A 21441-nucleotide genomic window follows, 5' to 3' on the forward strand; every position below is an offset into this window, starting at 1 on the left:
CCGTCAGTCGACGGGCGGGCGGACCGGCACGCCCGCGTCGAGCAGGTGGCGCTTGGCCTCGCCGACGGTGTGCTGCCCGTAGTGGAAGATCGAGGCGCAGAGCGCCGCGTCGGCGCCGGCCTGCAGCGCGTCGACGAGGTGGTCGAGCGTCCCGGCGCCGCCGGAGGCGATGACGGGCACGCCGACCGCGGCGCTGACCGCCGCCGTCAGCGGCAGGTCGTAGCCGTCGTTGGTGCCGTCGCGGTCCATGCTCGTGAGCAGGATCTCCCCCGCCCCGCGCTCGACGCCCTCCCGGATCCAGTCGACGACGTCGCGGCCGGTGGGCGTGCGGCCCCCGGCGACGTACACCTCCCAGCCGGTGCCGTCCGCGCGGGCCTTGCAGTCGACCGCGAGCACGACGCACTGGGCGCCGAACACGTCGGCGAGCTCGCCGATCAGCTCGGGGCGCGCGACCGCGGCGCTGTTGATCGAGACCTTGTCGGCGCCCGCGTCCAGGACCCCCTGGGCGTCCGCGACCGAGCGGATCCCGCCGCCGATCGTGAACGGGATGAAGACGTTGTCGGCGGTGCGGCGCGCGAGGTCGACGATCGTGTCGCGCTTCTCGTGCGTGGCGGTGATGTCGAGGAAGACGAGCTCGTCGGCCCCGGCCGCGTCGTAGCGCTCCGCGAGCTCGACGGGATCGCCGGCGTCGCGGATGTCGACGAAGTTCGTGCCCTTCACGACGCGCCCGGCGTCGACGTCCAGGCACGGGATCACGCGCTTGAGGTGCATCAGTCCCGGCCGGGCTGGAACAGATCGGTGCGACCGCCGGGACCGGACGCACGGCGCGGCGGCACCAGCGCGTCGTGCGCCTGCGCGATCGTGAACTTCTGCTCGTAGAGCGCCTTGCCGACGATGACCCCGAACAGGTTCACCTGGCGCAGGCCGGCCAGCGCGGAGAGGTCCTCGACCTTGCCGATGCCGCCGGAGTAGATGAAGCGCCCCTTGACGACGGCGGCGATGCGGTTGACCTCGTCGAGGTCGGGGCCCTGGAGCATGCCGTCGCGGTCGACGTTCGAGTACACGAACGAGCGCACGCCGCGGTTCTGGAGCTGCTCGATGACCGCCTCGGCGGGGATCGTCGTCGTCTCCTGCCAGCCGTGCGTGGAGACCATGCCCCCGCGCGTGTCGACGGACACGATGACCCGGTCGCGGTAGGCGCCGAGCACGTCGTCGAGGAAGTCGACGTCGGTGAACGCGGCGGTGCCGAGGATCACGCGCTCGACCCCGGCCTCGAGCGCGGCGGACACGGACGCGAGCGACCGCAGGCCGCCGCCGAGCTGCACGGGCACCTGGATCTCGGAGGTGATCCGCTCGATGTGCTCGAGGTTCTGCGGCGCCCCGGACTTCGCGCCGTCGAGGTCGACGATGTGCAGGTAGCGGGCGCCGGCCTTGACCCAGGCGCGCGCCGCGTCGAGCGGGTCGTCGTCGTAGACGGTGGTGTCGGCGAAGTCGCCCTGCTTGAGGCGGACGGCCTTGCCGCCGTAGATGTCGATGGCGGGGTAGAGGATCATGCGGGGACCGGGGGATTCGGCTGCGCCGACGGGGCGCAGAGGCGGGCGAAGTTCGCGAGCATCGCGAGGCCGTGCGTGGAGGACTTCTCGGGGTGGAACTGCGCCCCGAAGACGTGGTCGCGGCCGACGACGCTCGCGAACGGGACGCCGTAGTCGCTGGTGCCGAGCGTGACGTCGGGCGCGGAGGGCCGCGGGACGTAGCTGTGCACGTGGTAGAAGGTCGCGGGGTCGGGCAGGCCCGCGGAGATCGGGGACGGCCGCTCCCAGCGGACCTCGTTCCAGCCGATGTGCGGGAGCTTCAGCTGCGGGTGCGCCGGGCCGGGGTCGAGCGCGACGACCTCGCCGGGGAGCAGTCCGAGGCCCTCGGCGCCGCCGTGCTCGACGGAGCGCTCGAACAGCAGCTGCATGCCGAGGCAGGCGCCGAGCAGCGGCGTGCCGCCGGCGACGAGGTCGCGCAGCAGCGTGACGAGGCCGAGCGCACGCAGCCGCTCCATTGCGGCGGGGAACGCGCCGACGCCGGGCACGAGCAGGCCGTCGACGGTGCGCAGCTCGTCGTGGTCCCCGGTGATGCGCGCACGGACGCCGACCCGCTCGAGCGCCTTCTCGACGCTGCGGCGGTTGCCCATCCCGTGGTCGACGACGGCGATGGTGGGCGCGGGCACGGGCGGGGTCATCCGGTGAGCGTGCCCTTCGTGGACGGGACGCCGGGCTCGGTCGGGTCGATCGCGATCGCGGCGCGCAGCGCCCGGGCGAAGGCCTTGAACAGCGCCTCGATGATGTGGTGGGCGTTGGTGCCGGCCTCGGCCTGCAGGTGCAGGGTCAGCTTCGCCGACCCGGCGACCGCGCGGAAGAACTCCTCCGCGAGGTCGTGGTCGAAGTTCCCGATGCCGCCGGGCGGCAGGATCGCGTGGAAGGCGCAGTAGGGCCGCCCGGAGATGTCGAGCGTGCAGCTCGCGCGCGCCTCGTCCATGGGGACGACCGCGTGGCCGTAGCGGTAGATGCCGCGCCGGTCGGCGAGCGCGCGGTCGAGCGCCTGCCCGAGCACGATGCCCGTGTCCTCGACGGTGTGGTGCGCGCCGGTCTGCAGGTCGCCGGTCACCTGCACCTCGAGGTCCAGGCGTGCGTGCCGGGCGAGCAGGTCGAGCATGTGGTCGAAGAAGCCGACCCCGGTGACGCGCGTGCCCTGCCCCGACCCGTCGAGGCCGAGCGCGAGCGTGACGTCGGTCTCGGCGGTCCTGCGGCTGATCTCGGCGCGGCGCTCGCTCACGGACGTCCATTCTGTCGCAGGGTCATCGATCGCGCGTGCTCGGTGAAGCCCTCGGCGGTCGCGATCGCCGCGCCGGGCCCGGCGAGGGCGTCGGCGGCGTCCCCGATCCGCACGACGCTCATGCGCCGCCGGAAGGTCCGCGGGCCGAGCGCGCTGCCGAACCGCGCGCCGCCGCCGGTCGGCAGCGAGTGGTTGGAGCCGGCGACGTAGTCGCCGAAGGCGGTGCCCCCGGCGGTTCCCAGGAACGTGCAGCCGGCGCAGCGGATGTCGTCGACGAGCGCCTCCATGCTGGGTCCGACGAGCTCGAGGTGCTCGGGCGCGAACGCCTCGCTCAGGGCGATCGCGTCGGCGGCGTCGTGGGCGAGCACGGTCGCGGCGACCGCCTCGGTCTCGAAGACGCCGAGCTCCGCGTGCAGCTCGTCCAGGAGCGCGAGGTCGTCGGAGACCAGCACGACGATCGTGCCCTCCCCGTGCTCGGCCTGCGCCCGCAGGTCGGCGAGCACGAGCTGCCGGTCGACGGACCCGTCGGCGCAGACGACGACGTCGGAGGGGCCGAGGAAGCCGTCGATGCCGACGGCGCCGGAGACCTGGCGCTTGGCCTCCTGCACCCACAGCCCGCCGGGACCGGCGATGACGTCGACGCGCTCGATCGTCTCGGTGCCGTGGGCGAGCGCGGCGATCGCGTGGGCGCCGCCCATCGCGTAGGTCTCGGTGACGCCGAGCAGCTCGCAGGCGCCCCGGATCACGGGGTGCATGCCGGGCGCGCACACGACGATCTCCTCCACCCCGGCCTCCTGGGCGGTGACGACGCCCATGACGACGGTGCTCGGGTACGGGTTGCGGCCACCGGGGACGTAGATCGCGGCGCGGCGCACGGGCAGCTCGCGGATCTCGACGGTGTGGCCCTGCGGGAGCGTGACGCTGGTGCCGCTGCCGACCTGGGCCCGCGCGACCGCGCGGACGTTGGCGATCGCGACCTCGAGGCCCGCGCGGACGTCCTGCGGCAGCGGGGCCGGCTCGGCGGGCGGGCGGTCGAACCGCTCGACGTACTTGGCGAGGGCGGCGTCGCCGCCGTCGCGCACGGAGGCGACGATCTCTCCGACGAGGCCGGTGACCGACGCCGCGCCGGGGGTCAGGGCGCGGATCGCCTCGACGGTGGCGCGGTGGTCGGGGCCGGCGGTGAACCGCTCAACGCGCACGGATCCGCTCCACGAGGTCGTCGATGGCCTGGGCCTTGAGCTTGTGCGCGACGGGGTTGGCGATCAGCCGCGCGGTGGCGACGAACAGCCGCTCGCGGATGACCAGGCCGTTCTCGCGCAGCGTCGTGCCGGTCGCGGTGAGGTCGACGATCGCCTCGCTGAGCCCGGTCAGCGGCGCGAGCTCGACGGCGCCCTTGACCTCGACGATCTCGACCTGCCGGCCGGTCTCCTCGAAGTGGCGCTGGGCGATCGCGTAGTACTTCGTCGCGATCCGGGTGACCCCGAGGCGCCGCAGCGCCTCGACCATCGGGTCGCCGCCGGGCTCGTCGACGCTGGCGACGACCATCTCGCAGCGCCCGTACCCGAGGTCGAGCAGCTCGTACACCTCGCGCTCGGACTGCTCGAGCAGGACGTCCTTGCCGGTGATGCCGATGTCCGCCGCCCCGGCCTCCACGTAGGTGGGGACGTCGCTGGGCCGCATGGTGACGATCCCGACGTCCTCGAAGAGCAGCTTGCGGTCGTTCTCGCGGACCTCGGTGGTGTCGACGCCCAGGGCATCGAGCAGGTCGAGCGTGTCCCCCATCAGCGCGCCGCGCGGGACGGCGATGGTGAGGCCGTTGTTCGGGCTCATGCGGTGGCCTCCGTCTCCGCGACCAGGGCGAGGTGGACCTTGTCGACGCCGAGCGCGAAGCCGACGGCGGGCGCGTCGGCTCCGAAGCGCGCGAGCAGGTCGTCGTAGCGGCCGCCGCCACCGAGCGGCATGCCGACGCCGGGGGCGTAGACCTCGAAGACCGCACCGGTGTAGTAGCCACGGTCGCGCAGCAGGCCGAGGTCGAAGATGACCCGGTCGGCCGCCTGCGCGTCGAGGCCGTCGAGGACGCCGCGCAGGCCGGTGGCGGAGTCGGTGGCGGGCCCGGCCGGCAGGTCGGCCAGCAGGTCGGCGCCGCCACGCAGCTGCGGGATGCGGGCGAGCGCGTCGGCGCTCTCGGCGGGCAGGCCGAGCGCCGCCACGCGCGAGCCGAGCTCGACGAGATCGCGGCGCACGAGCGCGTCCAGCAGCCCGTCGCGCGCCTCCTCGGGGACCGCGTAGGCCTCCAGCAGCGCCGGGTAGAGCGTCGCGTCCCCGAGCCCGATGCGGTAATCGCGCAGGCCGGTGGCGTCGAGCGCGGCGCAGAGGACGTTGAGGACCTCGGTGGTGCCGCCGGGCGCCCCGGCGCCGAGCAGCTCGATCCCGGCCTGGAGCGTCTCGCGCATCTGGCCGCGGTGCGGCGTCACGCCGCGGTAGACGTGCGCGAAGGTGCTGAGCCGCAGCGGGAACGCGGCGGGCGCGTAGCGGGTGGCGGCCAGGCGCGCGATCGGGACGGTGAGGTCGGAGCGCAGCAGCAGCACCTCGCCGTGGTCGTCGAACAGGCGGTAGACCCCACGGCCGCCGTCGACGCGGCCGACGACGGACTCGTACTCGATCGCGGGCGTCCAGACCTCGCCGTAGCCGGCCCGCTCGAAGACGCCGCGCATCGCCTCGGTGATGGCGCGCAGCTCCCGGCTCTCGTCGGGGAGGACGTCGCGGGTGCCGCTGGGAAGGGGGTGGATCATGGGGACCTCGGAGTGTGACGGGCGCCCGCGCGCACCGTCCTCCCGGTCCACGTGGGGCTCGGACGGTTCAGGACGAATGGTGGGGCTCGACCGGCACGCGGTCGATCTTCGCACCCAGCTCGCGCAGGCGCTCGTCGATCCGCTCGTACCCCCGGTCGATCTGCCGGATGTTGTGGATCTCGCTGCGGCCGTCGGCGCACAGGGCGGCGATGAGCATCGCCATGCCGGCGCGGATGTCCGGGCTCTCGACGCGCTCGCCGCGCAGGCGCGCCGGGCCGGCGACGATGGCGCGGTGCGGGTCGCAGAGCGTGATGTCGGCGCCCATGAGCACGAGCTTGTCGGTGAAGACGAGGCGGTTCTCGAACATCCACTCGTGGATCAGCACGGAGCCTTCGCACTGGGTGGCCAGCGCGACGGCGATCGAGGTGAGATCGGCCGGGAACGCGGGCCAGGGGCCGTCCTGGACCTTGATCTTGTGCTCGCCGACGTCCCGGCCGGTGATGAGCTTCTGGCCGCCGGGGACGAGCACGTCCGCCCCGTCGACCTCGCTGCGCAGGCCGAGCTTCTCGAAGACGAGGCGGATCATCCGCAGGTCGTCCGGAACGGTGTCGACGATCCGCATCTCGCCGCCGGTCACGCCGGCGAGCGCCATGAAGGAGCCGATCTCGATGTGGTCCGGGGACACCTCGTGGGTGCAGCCGCCGAGCTCGTCGCGGCCGCTGACGATCATGACGTTGGAGCCGACGCCCTGGATGTCGGCGCCCATCTTCTGGAGCATCCGCGCGAGGTCCTGGACGTGCGGCTCGCACGCGGCGTTGCCGATGACCGTGACCCCGGGGGTCAGGGCGGCGGCCAGCAGCGCGTTCTCGGTCGCCATGACCGACGGCTCGTCCATGAAGACCTCGCCGGCGCGCAGGCGACCCTCGGGGCCGGTCGCCTCGAGGACGATGTCGCGGTCGTGGTCGTAGCGGGCGCCGAGCGCGACGAACGCGTCGAGGTGCGGGTCGAGCCGCCGCCGGCCGATGACGTCGCCGCCGGGGGCGGCATCTCGCAGCGGCCGAAGCGCGCGAGCAGCGGTCCGGCGAGCAGGAAAGAGGCGCGGATCCGCTCCGCGTTCTCGCGGTCGATGGCGGACTCCGCGGTGACGGCGGCCGCGTTGAGCGCGACCTCGTTGGCGCCGCGCCACTCGACGGTGACGCCGAGCCCGGCGAGCACCGCGAGCATCGCCTCGACGTCGCGGATGCGCGGAACGTTGCGCACGACGACCTCCTCGGAGGTGAGGACCGAGGCCGCGAGGATGGGCAGGGCGCCGTTCTTGTTGCCGGCCGGCACGACCGTGCCGGACAGCGGGACGCCGCCGTCGATGACGAACTTCTCCATGGTGCGAGGGGCCTGCGCGGGGAAGGGGGAGCCCGCGGGCTGGGCTAGGGTAACAGCCATGTCCGTGCCCCTTTCGCGCGACGCCGCCTGGTCCCTGCTGAGCGAGTGGGTGCAGTCGCCGTCCCTGCGCCGTCACTGCCGCTGCGTGGAGCTCGCGATGACCGCGGCCGCCCGCGAGCGCGGCCTCGACGACGCCGAGGTCGAGCTGTGGGCCGTCACCGGCCTGCTGCACGACATGGACTACGAGCGGCATCCGGACATGGACGCGCCCGACGGCCATCCGCGAACGGCGTTGCGGGTCCTCGAGGAGCTGGACGCGCCGCCGGAGCTCGTCCGCGGCATCGCGTCGCACGCCGACTTCCTCGGGGTCTCGCGCGACAGCGAGCTCGAGAAGACCCTGTTCGCGGTCGACGAGCTGAGCGGCTTCGTGGTCGCGGTGGCGGCCGTCCGGCCGGAGGGCCTGCGCGGCATGACCGCCAAGTCCGTGAAGAAGAAGCTGAAGACGCCCGCGTTCGCGGCGGCGGTGAGCCGCGACGACATCCGCGAGGGCGCGGCAGCCCTGGGCGTCGAGCTCGACGATCACATCCGCTTCGTGATCGGCGCGCTGGAGCCGCACGCCGCCGAGCTCGAGCTCGAGGGCGACGCCGGGTCGTGACGCTCGGGGGCGCCCGCTACCGGCGGGTGCTCGCGACTCCGGGGGTCGCCCCGCTGTACGCGTTGACCGTCCTGGGTCGCGTGCCGATCGGGCTGGTGACGATCGCGCTGGTCCTGTTCCTGCGCGAGGAGACCGGATCGTTCACGGTCGCCGGACTGGCGGCGGCGGGGTACGCGCTGGGCACCGGGCTCGTCGCGCCGTTCCTGGGACGGCTGATCGACCGGCTGGGCCAGCGGCCCGTCCTCCTCCCGCTCGCCGTCGTGCACGCGACGAGCATGGCCTGCCTGGTGCCGTTGGGGCACGCGGACGTCCACCCCGCCGTGCTGGTCGCGGTCGCATGGGTGACCGGCGCGACCGTCCCGCCGCTGTCGAGCGCGCTGCGCGCCCTGTGGCCGACGCTCCTGGGCGAGCAGCGCGACGAGCTGCTGCCGGCCGCGCTGGCGCTCGACGCGATCGCGATCGAGCTGATCTTCGTGACCGGTCCGCTGCTGGTGGCGGCCGCGGCCGCGGTCCTCGTGCCCGAGGCGGCGCTGCTCTTCGGGGCGGCGCTCACGCTCGCGGGGACGGTCGCATTCGTGGCGCAGCCGGCGTCGCGCGCGACGGGGCCGTCGGTGCGGACCGGGGATCACGGCCTGCTGGGCGCGATGGCGGCACCGGGGGTCCGCGCGGTGGTGCTGTGCACGGTGCCCGCCGGGTTCTGCTTCGGGGCGACGGAGGTCGCGCTGCCGGCGTTCGCGCGCGCGGAGGGCGCCCCGGACGCCGCGGGCCTGCTGCTGGCGGCATGGGCGCTGACGAGCGCCGCGGGCGGCTTCGCCTACGGGGCGCGGTCGTGGACGTCGCCGGTGGCGCAGCGCTGGCCGCTGCTCCTGCTGGGGTGCGGCGTGACGTTCCTGCCGCTCGCGCTGGCGCCGTCGGTCGCCGTGATGGTGCCGCTGGCGATGGTCGCGGGCTGCTGCATCGCCCCGGCGATCACGGCGGGGAACGAGCTCGTCGGGCGGCTCGCCCCGTCGGGGGTCGGGACGGAGGCCTACACGTGGGTGACGATGGCGCTCGTCGGCGGGATCGCGGGCGGCAACGCGGTCGCGGGCGCGCTGGCGGAGGGGCCGGGCTGGCGGGCCGCGGTGCTGACCGCGGCGATCGTCGCGCTGGCGGGCGGTGCGCTGGCCACGACCCGGCGTCGAGCGCTGGTCGCCGCTCCGTCCCTGTCCGGCGCCGAGGCGCCTCGCTAGGGTGGATCGCCATGAGCGACCGGCTGAAGATCATCATCCTCGAGGGCGACGAGACCGGTCAGGAGCTGCTCGAGCAGGCCGTGCGCGTGCTCGCTCCCGACGTCGTGGACCTCGAGCTCGACCTCGAGCGGTTCGACCTGTCGCTGGAGCATCGGCGCGCCACCGACAACCAGGTCGTCTCCGACGCGGCGCAGGCGATGCGCGAGTGCGGGCTGGGGATCAAGGCGGCGACGATCACGCCGGAGGGCAAGGACGACGTCGGCTCCCCGAACCGGCTGCTGCGCGAGGGGATCGACGGCAAGGTGATCGTGCGGACCGGGCGGCGGATCCCGGGCATCACGCCCGTCGGGGGGACCTACCACCCGATCAGCGTCGTGCGCATGGCGGTCGGCGATGCGTACGGGGCCGAGCAGTGGCGCGAGGGCGAGGAGGGGTCGCCCGACGAGGTCGCGTTCCGCACCGAGCGGATCTCCCGCAGCGTGTGCCGCGCGGTGTCCGACTACGCGTTCCAGACCGCCCGGAAGATGGGCGGCAAGGTCTACGGCGGTCCGAAGTGGACGGTCTCCCCCGTCTACGAGGGCATGCTCAAGGAGGAGATGGACGCGGCGGCCGAGCGCTACCCGGACGTGACCTACCGCCCGGTGCTGATCGACGCGACGTACGCGGGGCTCGTGTCGGGCGCGACGGAGACGCCGCTGGTGATCCCGGCGCTGAACCGCGACGGCGACTGCCTGAGCGATCTGGTGATGCCGATGTTCGGGTCGATCGCGGGCGCCGAGAGCGTGCTGCTGGCCTTCGACGAGGACTACACGACGACGGTCGCGATGGCGGAGGCGCCGCACGGCACCGCTCCGGCGCTGATGGGCAAGGACGTCGCGAACCCGATGGCGATGATCCTGAGCTGCGCCGCGGTGCTGCACCACGCCTCGACGGCCGGCGCGGGCGCGAAGGCGGAGCGGGCCTCGCGCGCGATCTACGAATCGGTGCTCGAGGCGACGGCGGCCGGGGTGCGCACGCCGGACCTGGGCGGCCATGTCGGCACCACGGAGTTCACGAGCGACGTGATCGCCCGGATCCGCACGAAGATCGAGGTCTGGTCTTCGCTGGGCTCCACGGTCTAGCGGCGCCGTCGGCGCAGCCGCGCGGCGCGCTGGACCTCGACCGAGGCGAGGTGCCGCCGGCGTCGGCGGTGGTAGAGCTTGCGCTGCAGGTAGAGCGTGACGACACCGGCGAGGAGAATGCCGGCGACGTTCACGGCGAGCTGCTGCACGGACCCCGAGAAGCCGTCCCAGTCCTCGTACGCGGCGGTGATGCCGATGTTCGCCGCCGCGGGGATCGTCGTCACCGAGATCAGGACCCCGATCAGGGCGCCGGACTTCTGCGTCGTGAGCGACAGGACGCCGGCAGCCCCGGCGCACGCGGCGACGAAGAAGGCGAGGAAGTCGGGGTTGGAGATGATCGACGACAGGTTGTGGTCGGCCTCGGAGAACACGTCGGGGGTCACGCCGGTCAGGCGGAACGCCTGCGAGGCGAGGTAGGCGGCGACGATCGCGACGGGGAAGCCGACGAGCAGCGCCCCGAGCGACTTGAGCGCGAGGCGCTGTCGCCACTGCACGAACGCGACGCTGAAGCCGGCGATCGGCCCGAACTCGGGGCCGACGACCATGGCGCCGACGATGAGGATCGGGCTGTCGAGGAAGATGCCGACGGCGGCGATCAGCGACGCGAGCACCATGAAGGTCAGGTACACGCCGGAGAGGGTGGCGCTCTCGGAGGTCTTGGCCTCGACGTCCTCCCAGATCACCGCGTCGGATGGGCTGCCGGGCGCGATGCGCTCCGCCTCCTCGGCGACGCGCGAGAGCGCCGTGTCGACGATCTCGACGGCGATCGAGCCGTCCTCGTCGATCCGCAGCCGGCGCAGGTCGGAGAGGACGACGCTCGCGTCCTCGCGTGCGACGTCGCAGAGCACGACGTCCCCGACGGGGCTGCGCGCCGCTCCGGGCAGGACGATGATGCTCGTCACCGCGGGCGTGCACTCCAGGACCTCGAGAACGTCGTCGACGCGCCCGTGCGGCACGACCAGCCGGAGATGAACCACGCAAACAGCGTACTTCCGCGCAAGATCCGTTGCAGCTTCGCAGGGCGAAATCCGCATGGACAAGCCAAAAACGAGCGATCAGACCACGGGGAACATCCGTTCGCCCCATTCCGTCCGCCCACCGCCGTACCGTTGCGAACACATGTTCTCCCCCACGCTTGGAACCCCCGCCGCCACGAGCTCCCTGCGGAGCGTCGTGCGCCGGGCCGTCGACGCGGTCGTGAGCTTCGCCCTGCTCGAGGATCTCGACGATCCGAAGAGCCCGCCCGTCATCGTCGACCATCGCGAGCGCTCGCGCCGCCCGGGGCCGTCCGCCCCGCGCCGTGATCGTCCCCGGCGCCCGGGTGCGCCTCTCGCGGCCGAGCAGCACTGCACCGCGCCGTCCTCGGCCCGGTCGCGGCAGCGACATCCACACGTCCCCGTGTGACGTCGTGGCCTGGGAGGGCCACCGGAGATCCAGAACGCTGTGCCGGAGGGCCGCCGTGGGGGCGGCCCTCCGTCGTTGTCGGCTCGGCCGCCGACACGTACCTCGTCGTCCGCCGGGCAGCGCACCGGCCGCTGACCTCGACGTTGGGCGGCATCGCCCGTCGACGAGCACTCCGAAGGCGCCCGGGCCCCGACCTCGAGCACGCCCTCCCACCACAAGCCCAGGATGCCCGCCGCCGGACCGGCCGGCACGCCACCGCCCCTGCTCGGGCTCGCCTCGACCGCCGCGGAACCGCACCGGCCCCAACCGGCCGATCACCAAGGCGCGCTGTGTGCTTGGTCCGGGTGTGGGGTGCGGTCGTGAGCGACATCCGGTGCGCGCCCGGAGGCCGCGTGCCGCAGCGAGCGGCCGGACCCCACACCGTCACCGAGAACACCGCGCTGCCGCCACCGCCCCTCACCCTCGTCACCGAGCTCCGCCTGCACCGCCGAACGCGCCTGCGGGGCGGGGAGCGTGCCCTGATGCCACCGCACGACGACGGCGTGGAGCAGCCGCCCTTGCGGCGCGAGGTGCGGTGCCGCTGCCGCCGCCCAGCGCTGCAGCGGCGTACGCCTGCCCAGGCGACGAAGGCGTGCAGTGCCCCACCTCGGGCCGGAACGCACGCACAGCCGGAACACGGCCCGGGTGTGGGGTGCGGTCGTGAGCGACATCCGGTGCGCGGCCGGAGGCCGCGTGCCGCAGCGAACGACCGCACCCCACACCCCCGACCACCGCCACGAAGAGACAACTGACCCCAGGAACGACGAAAGGCCGCCCCTTTCGGGACGGCCTTTGCGTCAATTTAAACCGGCGGCGACCTACTCTCCCAGGCCCTTGCGGGCCAAGTACCATCGGCGCTGAGGGGCTTAACTGCTCTGTTCGGAAAGGGAAGAGGTGTTTCCCCCTCGCCATAACCACCGGAAACTCGTGAGAGCACCCACCCGGGGTCCTTCAAAACTGCACAGTTCGCCACACTACGGGTACCACTGAAAAAATATCCGTCAAGCCCTCGACCCATTAGTACCGCTCACCTTCACGCCTCACGGCGCTTCCAGATGCGGCCTATCAACCTGGTGGTCTACCAGGGGTCTTACCCTCTCAAGGAGGTGGGAGAACTCATCTTGTGGCCGGCTTCCCGCTTAGATGCTTTCAGCGGTTATCCGATCCGGACGTAGCTAGGCTGCGATGCCCTTGGCAGAACAACAGCTACACCAGAGGTCCGTTCACCCCGGTCCTCTCGTACTAGGGGCAAATCCACTCAATTCTCCAACGCCCACGGCAGATAGGGACCGAACTGTCTCACGACGTTCTGAACCCAGCTCGCGTACCGCTTTAATGGGCGAACAGCCCAACCCTTGGGACCTACTTCAGCCCCAGGATGCGACGAGCCGACATCGAGGTGCCAAACCGGGCCGTCGATGTGGACTCTTGGGCCCGATAAGCCTGTTATCCCCGGAGTACCTTTTATCCGTTGAGCGACGGCACTTCCACTTGCTACCGCCGGATCACTAAGACCTGCTTTCGCACCTGCTCGACCTGTCGGCCTCACAGTCAAGCTCCCTTGCTGCCTTTGCACTCTTCGCACGATTTCCAACCGTGCTGAGGGAACCTTTGTGCGCCTCCGTTACATTTTGGGAGGCGACCGCCCCAGTCAAACTACCCGCCTGGCACTGTTCCCCGCCCGGATTCACGGAGCGGAGTTAGATGTCCAATACACCAAGGGTGGTATCTCAAGGATGGCTCCACACCAGCCGCAGCCGATGCTTCAAAGCCTCCCACCTATCCTGAGCGAAATGGACCGAACACCAATACCAAGTTGTAGTAAAGGTTCACGGGGTCTTTCCGTCTAGCCGCGGGTACTCGGCATCTTCACCGAGACTGCAATTTCACCGAGCCCCTCGTTGAGACAGCGTTCAAGTCGTTACGCCATTCGTGCAGGTCGGAACTTACCCGACAAGGAATTTCGCTACCTTAGGACCGTTATAGTTACGGCCGCCGTTTACCGGGGCTTAGCTTCGATGCTTCGGGGCAAGCCCTAACATCTCCACGTAACCTTCCGGCACCGGGCAGGCGTCAGCCCCTATACGTCGTCTTTCGACTTAGCAGAGACCTGTGTTTTTGGTAAACAGTCGCTTGAACCTATTCACTGCGGCCCCCTCAGGCTCCACCCGCGAGGGGCTTCACCTTACTGGGGCGCTCCTTATCCCGAAGTTACGGAGCAATTTTGCCGAGTTCCTTAACGAGGGTTATCTCGATCACCTTAGTATTCTCTACTTGCCCACCTGTGTCGGTTTTGGTACAGGCACGCGCAATCTCCCTAGAGGCTTTTCTTGGAGGCATGGCGTCAAGGACTCGCCGGCTCATAAGCCAGCTGGCATCGTGTCTCGGCTTAAAGGGCCCCGCATTTGACTAGGGCCCAACCTACGCACTTACCCCAGGACGACCATCGCCTGGGATCCTCTAGCCTTCCCCGTCCCCCCATCGGTCAAACGATCACGACGTGGTACAGGAATATCAACCTGTTGGCCATCGACTACGCCTTTCGGCCTCGCCTTAGGTCCTGACTAACCCTGGGCAGACGAACTTTACCCAGGAACCCTTGGGCAATCGGCGGAGGGGATTCTCACCCCTCTTTCGTTACTCATGCCAGCATTCTCACTTCCCATGCCTCCACGGCTGGCTTACGCCGCCGCTTCACTGGCATAGGAACGCTCTCCTACCGCGCGATCAAAGATCGCACCCGCGGCTTCGGTGGTTAGCTTGAGCCCCGTTACATTATCCGCGCCCGAACACTTGACCAGTGAGCTGTTACGCACTCTTTCAAGGGTGGCTGCCTCTAAGCCAACCTCCTGGTTGTCTATGCACTCGGACATCGTTTGCCACTTAGCTAACACTTTGGGACCTTAGCCGGCGGTCTGGGCTGTTTCCCTTTCGACGCTGAAGTTTATCCCCCAGCAACTGACTCCCAGGGTAGACATAATGGTCTTCGGAGTTTGCCTGAATTTGGTAACCTGGTGGGGCCCCGCGTCCAAACAGTGCTCTACGGCCACAATGCAATTTACCTGAGGCTATACCTAAATATATTTCGGAGAGAACCAGATATCACTGAGTTTGATTAGCCTTTCACTCCGACCCACAGGTCATCCGCCCAGTTTTCAACCTAGGTCGGTTCGGTCCTCCACGAGGTCTTACCCCCGCTTCAACCTGCCCATGGGTAGCTCACTCAGTTTCGGGTCTGCCGCGTACGACTCAAGACGCCCTATTAGGACTCGCTTTCGCTACGGCTCCGCTCATCGCTTAACCTTGCCGCACACGAGCAACTCGCTGGCTCGTTATGCAAAAAGCACGCCGTCACATCACGAGGATGCTCCGACCGCTTGTAGGCACACGGTTTCAGGTACTATTTCACTCCCCTTCCGGGGTACTTTTCACCTTTCCCTCACGGTACTAGTCCGCTATCGGTCACCTAGGAGTACTTAGCCTTGGAGGGTGGTCCCCCCAGGTTCAGTCCACGTTTCACGTGTGTGGACCTACTCAGGAACGCTTGACAGCAGGTCATGAGGTTTCGCGTACGGGACGGTTGCCCTCTCTGGTGCACGGTTCCACGTGCTTCCGCTACCACATGACTTTGTAACTGCTGCCTGGCCGACCATGACCAGGAACAAGCGCCCTACAACACCGGACACGCAACGCATGGTCGCTTACACGAGCCCGGTTTGGGCTGATCCCTTTTCGCTCGCCACTACTCAGGGAGTCTCGGTTGATTTACTTTCCTCGGGGTACTGAGATGTTTCACTTCCCCCGCTTACCTTCCACTGGCCTATGTGTTCAGCCAGCGATGACGCCGCATTACCAGCGCCGGGTTTCCCCATTCGGAAATCCGCGGGTCAAAGGCTATTCAACGCCTCACCGCGGCTTATCGCAGTCGTTCACGTCCTTCATCGGCTCTAGGTGCCTAGGCATCCACCGTGTGCCCTTACTATCTTGACGGTGATCAACCGAACGGACAGGGTTAGTCCCCGTTCGGCTGGTGATACCCGTAAACCCGATGCGCTTATCGAAGCATCGGGCTTGTGGCTACTGTGCAGTTTTCAAGGACCGCCGAGAGGGCTGGTGCCAGGCCGGCGCAGCACGGTGGCTGGCCGACGGGCGCCGGTCTCTCACAACTCAACAGCATGCAAGCCTCGTGATCGAGCGGTATTGCCGATCAGGGCAGGCCAGGTTCGGTCGACATGCTAGGCCGATCAGGCGTAGCTGGCCGGTCCAGACGTCGGTGCTCACGAAGAGCGGTGACGCCGGCCTTGAGCGCGTTTCCGATCGGGTGCCCGAAGGCACTCCCTAGAAAGGAGGTGATCCAGCCGCACCTTCCGGTACGGCTACCTTGTTACGACTTCACCCCAGTCACGAGCCCCACCTTCGACGGCTGCCTCCCTTGCGGGTTAGCCCACCGGCTTCGGGTGTTGCTCACTCCCGTGGTGTGACGGGCGGTGTGTACAAGGCCCGGGAACGTATTCACCGCGGCAATGCTGATCCGCGATTACTAGCAACTCCACCTTCATGCAGGCGAGTTTCAGCCTGCAATCCGAACCGAGACGCGCTTTAAGGGATTCGCTCCACCTCGCGGTATCGCAGCCCTCTGTACGCGCCAATGTAGCACGTGTGTAGCCCTGGACATAAGGGGCATGATGACTTGACGTCATCCCCACCTTCCTCCGGTTTGTCACCGGCAGTCTCGCATGAGTCCCCAACTAAATGCTGGCAACATGCGACGGGGGTTGCGCTCGTTGCGGGACTTAACCCAACATCTCACGACACGAGCTGACGACAGCCATGCACCACCTGTGAACCTGCTCCGAAGAGAAACCCTGTTTCCAGGGCGGTCAGGTACATGTCAAGCCCAGGTAAGGTTCTTCGCGTTGCGTCGAATTAAACCACATGCTCCGCTGCTTGTGCGGGCCCCCGTCAATTCCTTTGAGTTTTAGTCTTGCGACCGTACTCCCCAGGCGGGGCACTTAATGCGTTAGCTTCGGCACGGAAGGAGTCGACACCTCCCACACCTAGTGCCCATCGTTTACGGCGTGGACTACCAGGGTATCTAATCCTGTTTGCTCCCCACGCTTTCGCGTCTCAGCGTCAGTCACGTCCCAGAGTGCTGCCTTCGCCATTGGTGTTCCTCCTGATATCTGCGCATTTCACCGCTACACCAGGAATTCCACACTCCTCTTCCGGACTCGAGCTTGGCAGTATCAACCGGCATCCCAGGGTTGAGCCCTGGGCTTTCACAGCTGACTTACCAAGCCGCCTAAACGCGCTTTACGCCCAATGATTCCGGACAACGCTTGCACCCTACGTATTACCGCGGCTGCTGGCACGTAGTTAGCCGGTGCTTCTTGTGAAGGTACCGTCACTCCGGCCGGCTATTCACCGGCGAAGCTTCGTCCCAACTGAAAGGGGTTTACAACCCGAAGGCCTTCTTCCCCCACGCGGCGTTGCTGCGTCAGGCTTTCGCCCATTGCGCAAGATTCCCCACTGCTGCCTCCCGTAGGAGTCTGGGCCGTGTCTCAGTCCCAGTGTGGCTGATCGTCCTCTCAGACCAGCTACCCATCGTCGCCTTGGTAGGCCGTTACCCCACCAACAAGCTAATGGGCCGCGGGCCCATCCCGATGCGGAGGCCGAAGCTTCCTTTCCTCGCTCCCCTTAGAGGGAGAGAGCACATTTGGTATTAGCTCCGGTTTCCCGGAGTTGTCCCAATCATCGGGGCAGGTTACCCACGTGTTACTCACCCGTTCGCGGCTCTGCCACCGGGCAAGCCCGGTTTCGTCGCTCCACTTGCATGTGTTAAGCACGCCGCCAGCGTTCGTCCTGAGCCAGGATCAAACTCTCCGTGAAGAACTTCACTAAGAGTCTGTCTGACATGTTCTGGAGCCGCCATACACAAATGCGGCTCCGTCTGACAGGGTTACTACTGGCACTTCTCTATTTGTTGCCCACCGGCCGTCCCGAAGGACCCCGGCGGGTCGAACCTGGACGTACATTCCAACTCCGGCTAGACCAGAGCGAAAGGTACGCATGCTGTTGAGTTGTCAAAGACCGCTGCGCCTCTCGCAGTGAGGGGGACTCCCTCTTGCAGACGCTCGCCCCGGTGATGTTCCCCCGGGGCGACGGGGCCGAGGAGACTATCACGCTCCGACACTTTGGGTCAACTTCGCCCGGTGTGTGCGGCGCGCCGTCTCAACGGCGGAGCGGAAAGGTAGCACGGGGTTTTCCAGCGTGCGTTCCGGGTGAGGCCGATTTCTTGGGCCCGATGGGCCAAGACGGCTCTACCACGGGGCTAATCCGTGAGTTTCAGGCGCGTAAACGCTCGCTTTCCGACCTGGAGGACCTTCCCGTCCAGATCGGAGGCCGGCAGATCGAGCCCGTCCGCGGGCACCACGCTGCCGTCCAGCTTCACGCCGCCGCCGGCCAGGAGTCGCCGGGCCTCGCCCCGTGAGCGCCCGAACGCCTCCGCGATCACCGCGGGGAGATGGACGCTTCCCGCGTCGGGCGCCACCGAGAACGTCGGGACGTCGTCCGGGACCGCCTTCGCCACGAACACCGCGTCGAAGCGCTCCTGCGCCGCGACCGCGGCGTCCGTGGAGTGGAAGCGCTCCACGATCGCGCGCGCGAGCGCGCGCTTCGCGTCTCGGGGACCGGTGCCGTCGGGCGGGTCCGGCACGGCGAGCAGCGTACGCCAGGTCGCCATCGCCTCGTCCGGGATCGAGAGCGTGCGCCCGTACATCTCGTCGGGCGCCTCGGTCACCCCGATGTGGTTGCCCAGCGACTTGCTCATCTTGTCCACGCCGTCGACCCCCGGGAGGATCGGCAGGGTCAGGATGCTCTGCTCCGGCACGCCGAAGTGGCGTTGCAGGTCGCGCCCGAGCAGGAGGTTGAAGGTCTGGTCGGTGCCGCCCAGCTCGACATCGGCACGGATCGCGACCGAGTCGTAGCCCTGCATCAGCGGGTAGAGCAGCTCGAGCACCGAGATCGGCTGGCGCGCGGCGAACCGCTTGGCGAAGTCGTCGCGCTCCAGCAGCTGCGCCACCGTCGTCGTCCGCGCGATCCGGAAGAGCTCCTCCATCTTCATGTCGAGCCACTCGCCGTTGAACCGCACCTCGAGGAGGTCCGGGTCCTCGCGCAGCACCCTGAACGCCTGCTCCTGGTAGGTCCGCGCGTTCGCGTCGATCTCCTCGCCGGACAGCGCGGGACGGGTCGACGAGCGACCGCTCGGGTCCCCCACGCGCGCGGTGTAGTCGCCGACGATGAGCACCACCCGGTGGCCGAGGTCCTGGAACTCGCGGAGCTTCTGCAGCACCACGGTGTGCCCCAGGTGCAGATCGGGCGCGGTCGGGTCCAGCCCGAGCTTCACGCGGAGCTGGCGTCCCTCGCGGGCGGCCTCCTCCAGGCGGCGCTGCAGCGCACCGTCCGGCAGCGCTGCCACGGTGTTGCGGGTCAGGAACGCGGCGTCGGAGGCGGGATCGGGCATCGGCCCCGATGGTAGACTCATCGCTCCGCCGGAGCCGGTTGCCGCCCACGTTCCGACGCCTCTCCCCCGACCGACCGCGCGAGCGCACGCGTGGCGCGCGACGTCGCGGAGCACCCCACGATGAGCGACTTCGAGGGCACGAACATCACCCCGCTTCCGGTCGAGCCCGCCCCGGGCCGCCGGCGCCGCCCACGCGTGAAGTGGTTCCGGCTGCTGCTGCTGCTCGTGCCGCTCGGGCTGCTCGCGGTCGTCTCCACGGTCTTCGGGATGATGATGGCCGTCGCGTCGGACCTGCCGGACCTCGAGAACCGGCCCGAGTACCGCGAGAAGGGCGGCGCCCGGAACTCGGTGATGGTCGACATCCGCGGCCGCGAGCTCGGCCTGCTCGCCAGCAACCAGAACCGCATCATCCTCACCGACAGCAGCGACATCTCGCCGTACATGAAGTCGGCGATCATCGCAGTCGAGGACGAGCGGTTCTACGAGAACTCCGGCGTCGACCTGCGCGGCATCGGCCGCGCGTTCGTCAACGACGTCATCAAGGGCGGGGCCCGCCAGGGCGGCTCGACCATCACGCAGCAGTTCGTGAAGAACGCGATGGACGCGCAGGACGAGCGGACCGTCTTCCAGAAGCTGCGCGAGTCCGCGCTCGCCTACCACCTCACGCGCAAGTGGTCCAAGGACAAGATCCTGCGCGAGTACCTGAACTCGATCTACTTCGGCAACGGCGCCTACGGCGTCGAGGCCGCGGCGCGGACCTACTTCGGCAGCGACCCCAACCACCAGGGCTGCGGGACCGAGAAGCGCCCGTGCGCGAAGGAGCTCGAGCCGCACGAGGCAGCGCTGCTGGCCGGCGTCGTCGCCTCACCATCCGGCTACGACCCGACGGTGAACCCGCGTGACGCCGAGACCCGCCGCAACATCGTCCTCGACAAGATGCTCGAGCAGGGCCGCATCAGCGCGACCCAGCACCGCGAGGCGGTCGCGGCCCCGCTCTACGGCGGCGAGGTCGCCCCGCCGAGGGTCGAGTCCAAGGCGCCCTACTTCACCTCCTGGGTGCGCCAGCAGCTCGTCGACAAGTTCGGCGCACGGCGCGCGTTCGAGGGCGGGCTGCGGATCCGCACGACGCTCGACCTCGATCTGCAGCGCGAGGCGCAGCGGGCCGTGGATGCGTTCCTGCCCAACCCGACCGGGCCCACGGCCGCGCTCGTCGCGATCGACAACCGCTCCGGCGAGGTGCGCGCGATGGTCGGCGGGCGCGACTACGACACCGCCCCGTTCAACCTCGCGACCCAGGGCCAGCGCCAGCCCGGATCGTCGTTCAAGCCCTTCATCCTCGCCGAGGCCCTGCGCCAGGGGATCGGGCCCGGGTCGCTGTGGCCGTCGCGCAAGCGCGAGTTCACCGTGCCGGGCACCGACGGCCAGGAGAAGTTCGTCGTCAACAACTTCGACGACAACTACTCCGGGGTCTCGACCCTCGCGCGCGGACTGACCTTCTCCGACAACGCCGTCTACGCAGCCGCCGGCATCAAGGTCGGCACCCGCAAGGTCGCCCGGCTGGCCCGGCGCATGGGCATCCGCACCCCGGTGTCGGACAACTACGCGATGACGCTCGGCGGGCTCAAGCAGGGCGTCACGCCGCTGGACCTCGCCCACGCGTACGAGACGTTCGCCGAGAAGGGCCTGCGCGTGTACGGCACGCTGGGCACGAGCAACCAGGGCCCCGTCGCGATCCGCGAGGTCGAGAACGCCGACACGAAACGCTGCGTGACGCTCGCCGGGACCGACCGCTGCGTGAAGAAGAACCGCCGCAAGACGCGCCGCGTCCTGTCCGAGGAGGTCGCCGAGACCGCCACGTCGATCATGTCGACCGTCGTCACGCAGGGGTCCGGCAAGCGGGCCGCCTTCGGCCAGTTCGCCGCCGGCAAGACCGGCACCACCGAGAACTTCGGCGACGCGTGGTTCGTCGGCTTCACCGACCGGATGACCGTCGCCGTCTGGGTCGGCTACCCCGACGCCTTCAAGCCGATGGAGACGGAGTTCGCCGGCGAGCCCGTCGCCGGCGGCACCTTCCCGGCCCAGATCTGGCGCGAGTTCATGATCAGCGCCAACCGCGTGATCGACGAGCGCGTCGCCGCGGAGCGCAAGGCCAAGGGCCTGCCGCCGAAGACCCAGACGACCACGGTGCCGCCCGTCGCGACGCCCGGGACCGCCGCCCCGACCACCGGAAGCGCCGGGGCCGCCGACGCCGACACCGCGGAGCCCGAGGGCGACACCGGCGGCGGGAACGGCGGCGGCGAGGCCCAGCCGCAGACCGGCGCCGGCCAGCAGCAGGCGCAGCCCGCCGACCCGGCCCCGGCCCCGGCGGCCACCCCGCCGCCGGTGGCGACCCCGCCGCCCGCCGCCACCCCGGCCGCCCCGGCCGACGGCGGCGCCGGGGGAGCCGTCCCACCGACGCCCTGACGCCGGCGTCCCGCTC

The 21441-nt window shown here is 69.5% G+C and carries 14 protein-coding genes, 3 rRNA genes and 1 pseudogene; 5 read left to right on the forward strand and 13 right to left on the reverse strand.

What is annotated here, in order from left to right; genetic code table 11:
* Positions 1-3: 3 nt before the first annotated feature.
* From hisF to murA, 8 genes and pseudogenes are all read right to left on the reverse strand, one after another.
* Positions 4-771 (reverse strand): imidazole glycerol phosphate synthase subunit HisF, encoded by a 768-nt coding sequence (gene hisF / locus GKE82_RS03170; protein WP_107571462.1) that lies wholly within the window; start codon positions 769-771, stop codon positions 4-6.
* Positions 771-1553: a 1-(5-phosphoribosyl)-5-[(5-phosphoribosylamino)methylideneamino]imidazole-4-carboxamide isomerase gene (gene hisA, locus GKE82_RS03175; RefSeq protein WP_107571461.1), complete on the reverse strand. Its 783-nt coding sequence runs from the start codon at positions 1551-1553 to the stop codon at positions 771-773. The genes hisF and hisA overlap by 1 nt, the downstream gene beginning before the upstream one ends.
* Entirely contained in the window at positions 1550-2227 is a 678-nt protein-coding gene (gene hisH, locus GKE82_RS03180; protein ID WP_154732305.1) for an imidazole glycerol phosphate synthase subunit HisH, read from the reverse strand. The genes hisA and hisH overlap by 4 nt, the downstream gene beginning before the upstream one ends.
* On the reverse strand, positions 2224-2820 hold the full coding sequence (hisB, locus tag GKE82_RS03185) for an imidazoleglycerol-phosphate dehydratase HisB (RefSeq protein WP_107571459.1): 597 nt from the start codon (positions 2818-2820) through the stop codon (positions 2224-2226). The genes hisH and hisB overlap by 4 nt, the downstream gene beginning before the upstream one ends.
* Complete coding sequence (hisD, locus tag GKE82_RS03190; RefSeq protein WP_233243966.1) at positions 2817-4019, reverse strand: histidinol dehydrogenase; 1203 nt, start codon at positions 4017-4019, stop codon at positions 2817-2819. Before hisD ends, hisB begins: the two co-directional genes overlap by 4 nt.
* Positions 4009-4650, reverse strand: coding sequence for an ATP phosphoribosyltransferase (hisG, locus tag GKE82_RS03195; RefSeq protein WP_107571458.1), 642 nt, complete (start codon positions 4648-4650; stop codon positions 4009-4011). Before hisG ends, hisD begins: the two co-directional genes overlap by 11 nt.
* Positions 4647-5612, reverse strand: a complete 966-nt coding sequence (gene hisZ / locus GKE82_RS03200; RefSeq protein WP_154732306.1) for an ATP phosphoribosyltransferase regulatory subunit — start codon at positions 5610-5612, stop codon at positions 4647-4649. Before hisZ ends, hisG begins: the two co-directional genes overlap by 4 nt.
* Before the next feature lie 67 nt (positions 5613-5679).
* Positions 5680-6992: pseudogene (gene murA, locus GKE82_RS03205) on the reverse strand (UDP-N-acetylglucosamine 1-carboxyvinyltransferase).
* 58 nt (positions 6993-7050) lie between these two features.
* On the opposite strand from murA, the gene GKE82_RS03210 reads away from it, so the two are divergent.
* From GKE82_RS03210 to GKE82_RS03220, 3 genes are read left to right on the forward strand one after another with little or no spacing between them, the layout of a single operon-like run.
* Positions 7051-7647 (forward strand): HDIG domain-containing metalloprotein, encoded by a 597-nt coding sequence (locus GKE82_RS03210; RefSeq protein ID WP_154732307.1) that lies wholly within the window; start codon positions 7051-7053, stop codon positions 7645-7647.
* On the forward strand, positions 7644-8876 hold the full coding sequence (locus GKE82_RS03215) for an MFS transporter (RefSeq protein ID WP_154732308.1): 1233 nt from the start codon (positions 7644-7646) through the stop codon (positions 8874-8876). Before GKE82_RS03210 ends, GKE82_RS03215 begins: the two co-directional genes overlap by 4 nt.
* Before the next feature lie 11 nt (positions 8877-8887).
* A complete protein-coding gene (locus GKE82_RS03220; RefSeq protein ID WP_154732309.1) occupies positions 8888-9997 on the forward strand; it encodes an isocitrate/isopropylmalate family dehydrogenase in 1110 nt (369 codons plus the stop codon).
* Here GKE82_RS03220 and GKE82_RS03225 read toward each other — a convergent pair.
* Positions 9994-10974 (reverse strand): DUF389 domain-containing protein, encoded by a 981-nt coding sequence (locus GKE82_RS03225; RefSeq protein ID WP_309233367.1) that lies wholly within the window; start codon positions 10972-10974, stop codon positions 9994-9996. The two genes, GKE82_RS03220 and GKE82_RS03225, sit on opposite strands and share 4 nt — an antisense overlap.
* Positions 10975-11116: 142 nt before the next feature.
* Here GKE82_RS03225 and GKE82_RS03230 point away from each other — a divergent pair, with 142 nt between their 5' ends.
* Positions 11117-11401 (forward strand): hypothetical protein, encoded by a 285-nt coding sequence (locus GKE82_RS03230; RefSeq protein ID WP_154732311.1) that lies wholly within the window; start codon positions 11117-11119, stop codon positions 11399-11401.
* Positions 11402-12245: 844 nt separating this feature from the next.
* Here the strand turns inward: GKE82_RS03230 and rrf are convergent.
* From rrf to tyrS, 4 genes are all read right to left on the reverse strand, one after another.
* A 5S ribosomal RNA gene (gene rrf / locus GKE82_RS03235) occupies positions 12246-12362 on the reverse strand.
* Between the two features lie 75 nt (positions 12363-12437).
* Positions 12438-15430: ribosomal RNA gene (locus tag GKE82_RS03240) — 23S ribosomal RNA — on the reverse strand.
* A 352-nt stretch (positions 15431-15782) separates the two neighbouring features.
* A 16S ribosomal RNA gene (locus tag GKE82_RS03245) occupies positions 15783-17329 on the reverse strand.
* Together the 16S, 23S and 5S rRNA genes form the textbook arrangement of a ribosomal RNA operon.
* 442 nt (positions 17330-17771) lie before the next feature.
* Positions 17772-18962 carry a tyrosine--tRNA ligase gene (tyrS, locus tag GKE82_RS03250; RefSeq protein ID WP_230316079.1) on the reverse strand — a complete coding sequence of 397 codons (1191 nt, stop codon included), beginning with the start codon at positions 18960-18962 and terminating at the stop codon, positions 17772-17774.
* A 120-nt stretch (positions 18963-19082) separates the two neighbouring features.
* Here tyrS and GKE82_RS03255 point away from each other — a divergent pair, with 120 nt between their 5' ends.
* A complete protein-coding gene (locus tag GKE82_RS03255) occupies positions 19083-21425 on the forward strand; it encodes a transglycosylase domain-containing protein (protein ID WP_154732313.1) in 2343 nt (780 codons plus the stop codon).
* Positions 21426-21441 lie beyond the last annotated feature (16 nt).

Origin of the sequence: Conexibacter sp. W3-3-2 (assembly GCF_009707605.1) — a bacterium.
Lineage (GTDB): Bacteria > Actinomycetota > Thermoleophilia > Solirubrobacterales > Solirubrobacteraceae > Paraconexibacter > Paraconexibacter algicola.

Excerpts from the sequence above, each read along its gene's own strand:
- hisF (WP_107571462.1), bottom strand. The coding sequence starts at position 771 with ATGCACCTCAAGCGCGTGATCCCGTGCCTGGACGTCGACGCCGGGCGC.
- hisZ (WP_154732306.1), bottom strand. The coding sequence starts at position 5,612 with ATGATCCACCCCCTTCCCAGCGGCACCCGCGACGTCCTCCCCGACGAG.
- hisG (WP_107571458.1), bottom strand. The coding sequence starts at position 4,650 with ATGAGCCCGAACAACGGCCTCACCATCGCCGTCCCGCGCGGCGCGCTG.
- hisH (WP_154732305.1), bottom strand. The coding sequence starts at position 2,227 with ATGACCCCGCCCGTGCCCGCGCCCACCATCGCCGTCGTCGACCACGGG.
- tyrS (WP_230316079.1), bottom strand. The coding sequence starts at position 18,962 with ATGCCCGATCCCGCCTCCGACGCCGCGTTCCTGACCCGCAACACCGTG.
- GKE82_RS03210 (WP_154732307.1), top strand. The coding sequence starts at position 7,051 with ATGTCCGTGCCCCTTTCGCGCGACGCCGCCTGGTCCCTGCTGAGCGAG.
- GKE82_RS03220 (WP_154732309.1), top strand. The coding sequence starts at position 8,888 with ATGAGCGACCGGCTGAAGATCATCATCCTCGAGGGCGACGAGACCGGT.
- hisA (WP_107571461.1), bottom strand. The coding sequence starts at position 1,553 with ATGATCCTCTACCCCGCCATCGACATCTACGGCGGCAAGGCCGTCCGC.
- GKE82_RS03230 (WP_154732311.1), top strand. The coding sequence starts at position 11,117 with ATGTTCTCCCCCACGCTTGGAACCCCCGCCGCCACGAGCTCCCTGCGG.
- GKE82_RS03255 (WP_154732313.1), top strand. The coding sequence starts at position 19,083 with ATGAGCGACTTCGAGGGCACGAACATCACCCCGCTTCCGGTCGAGCCC.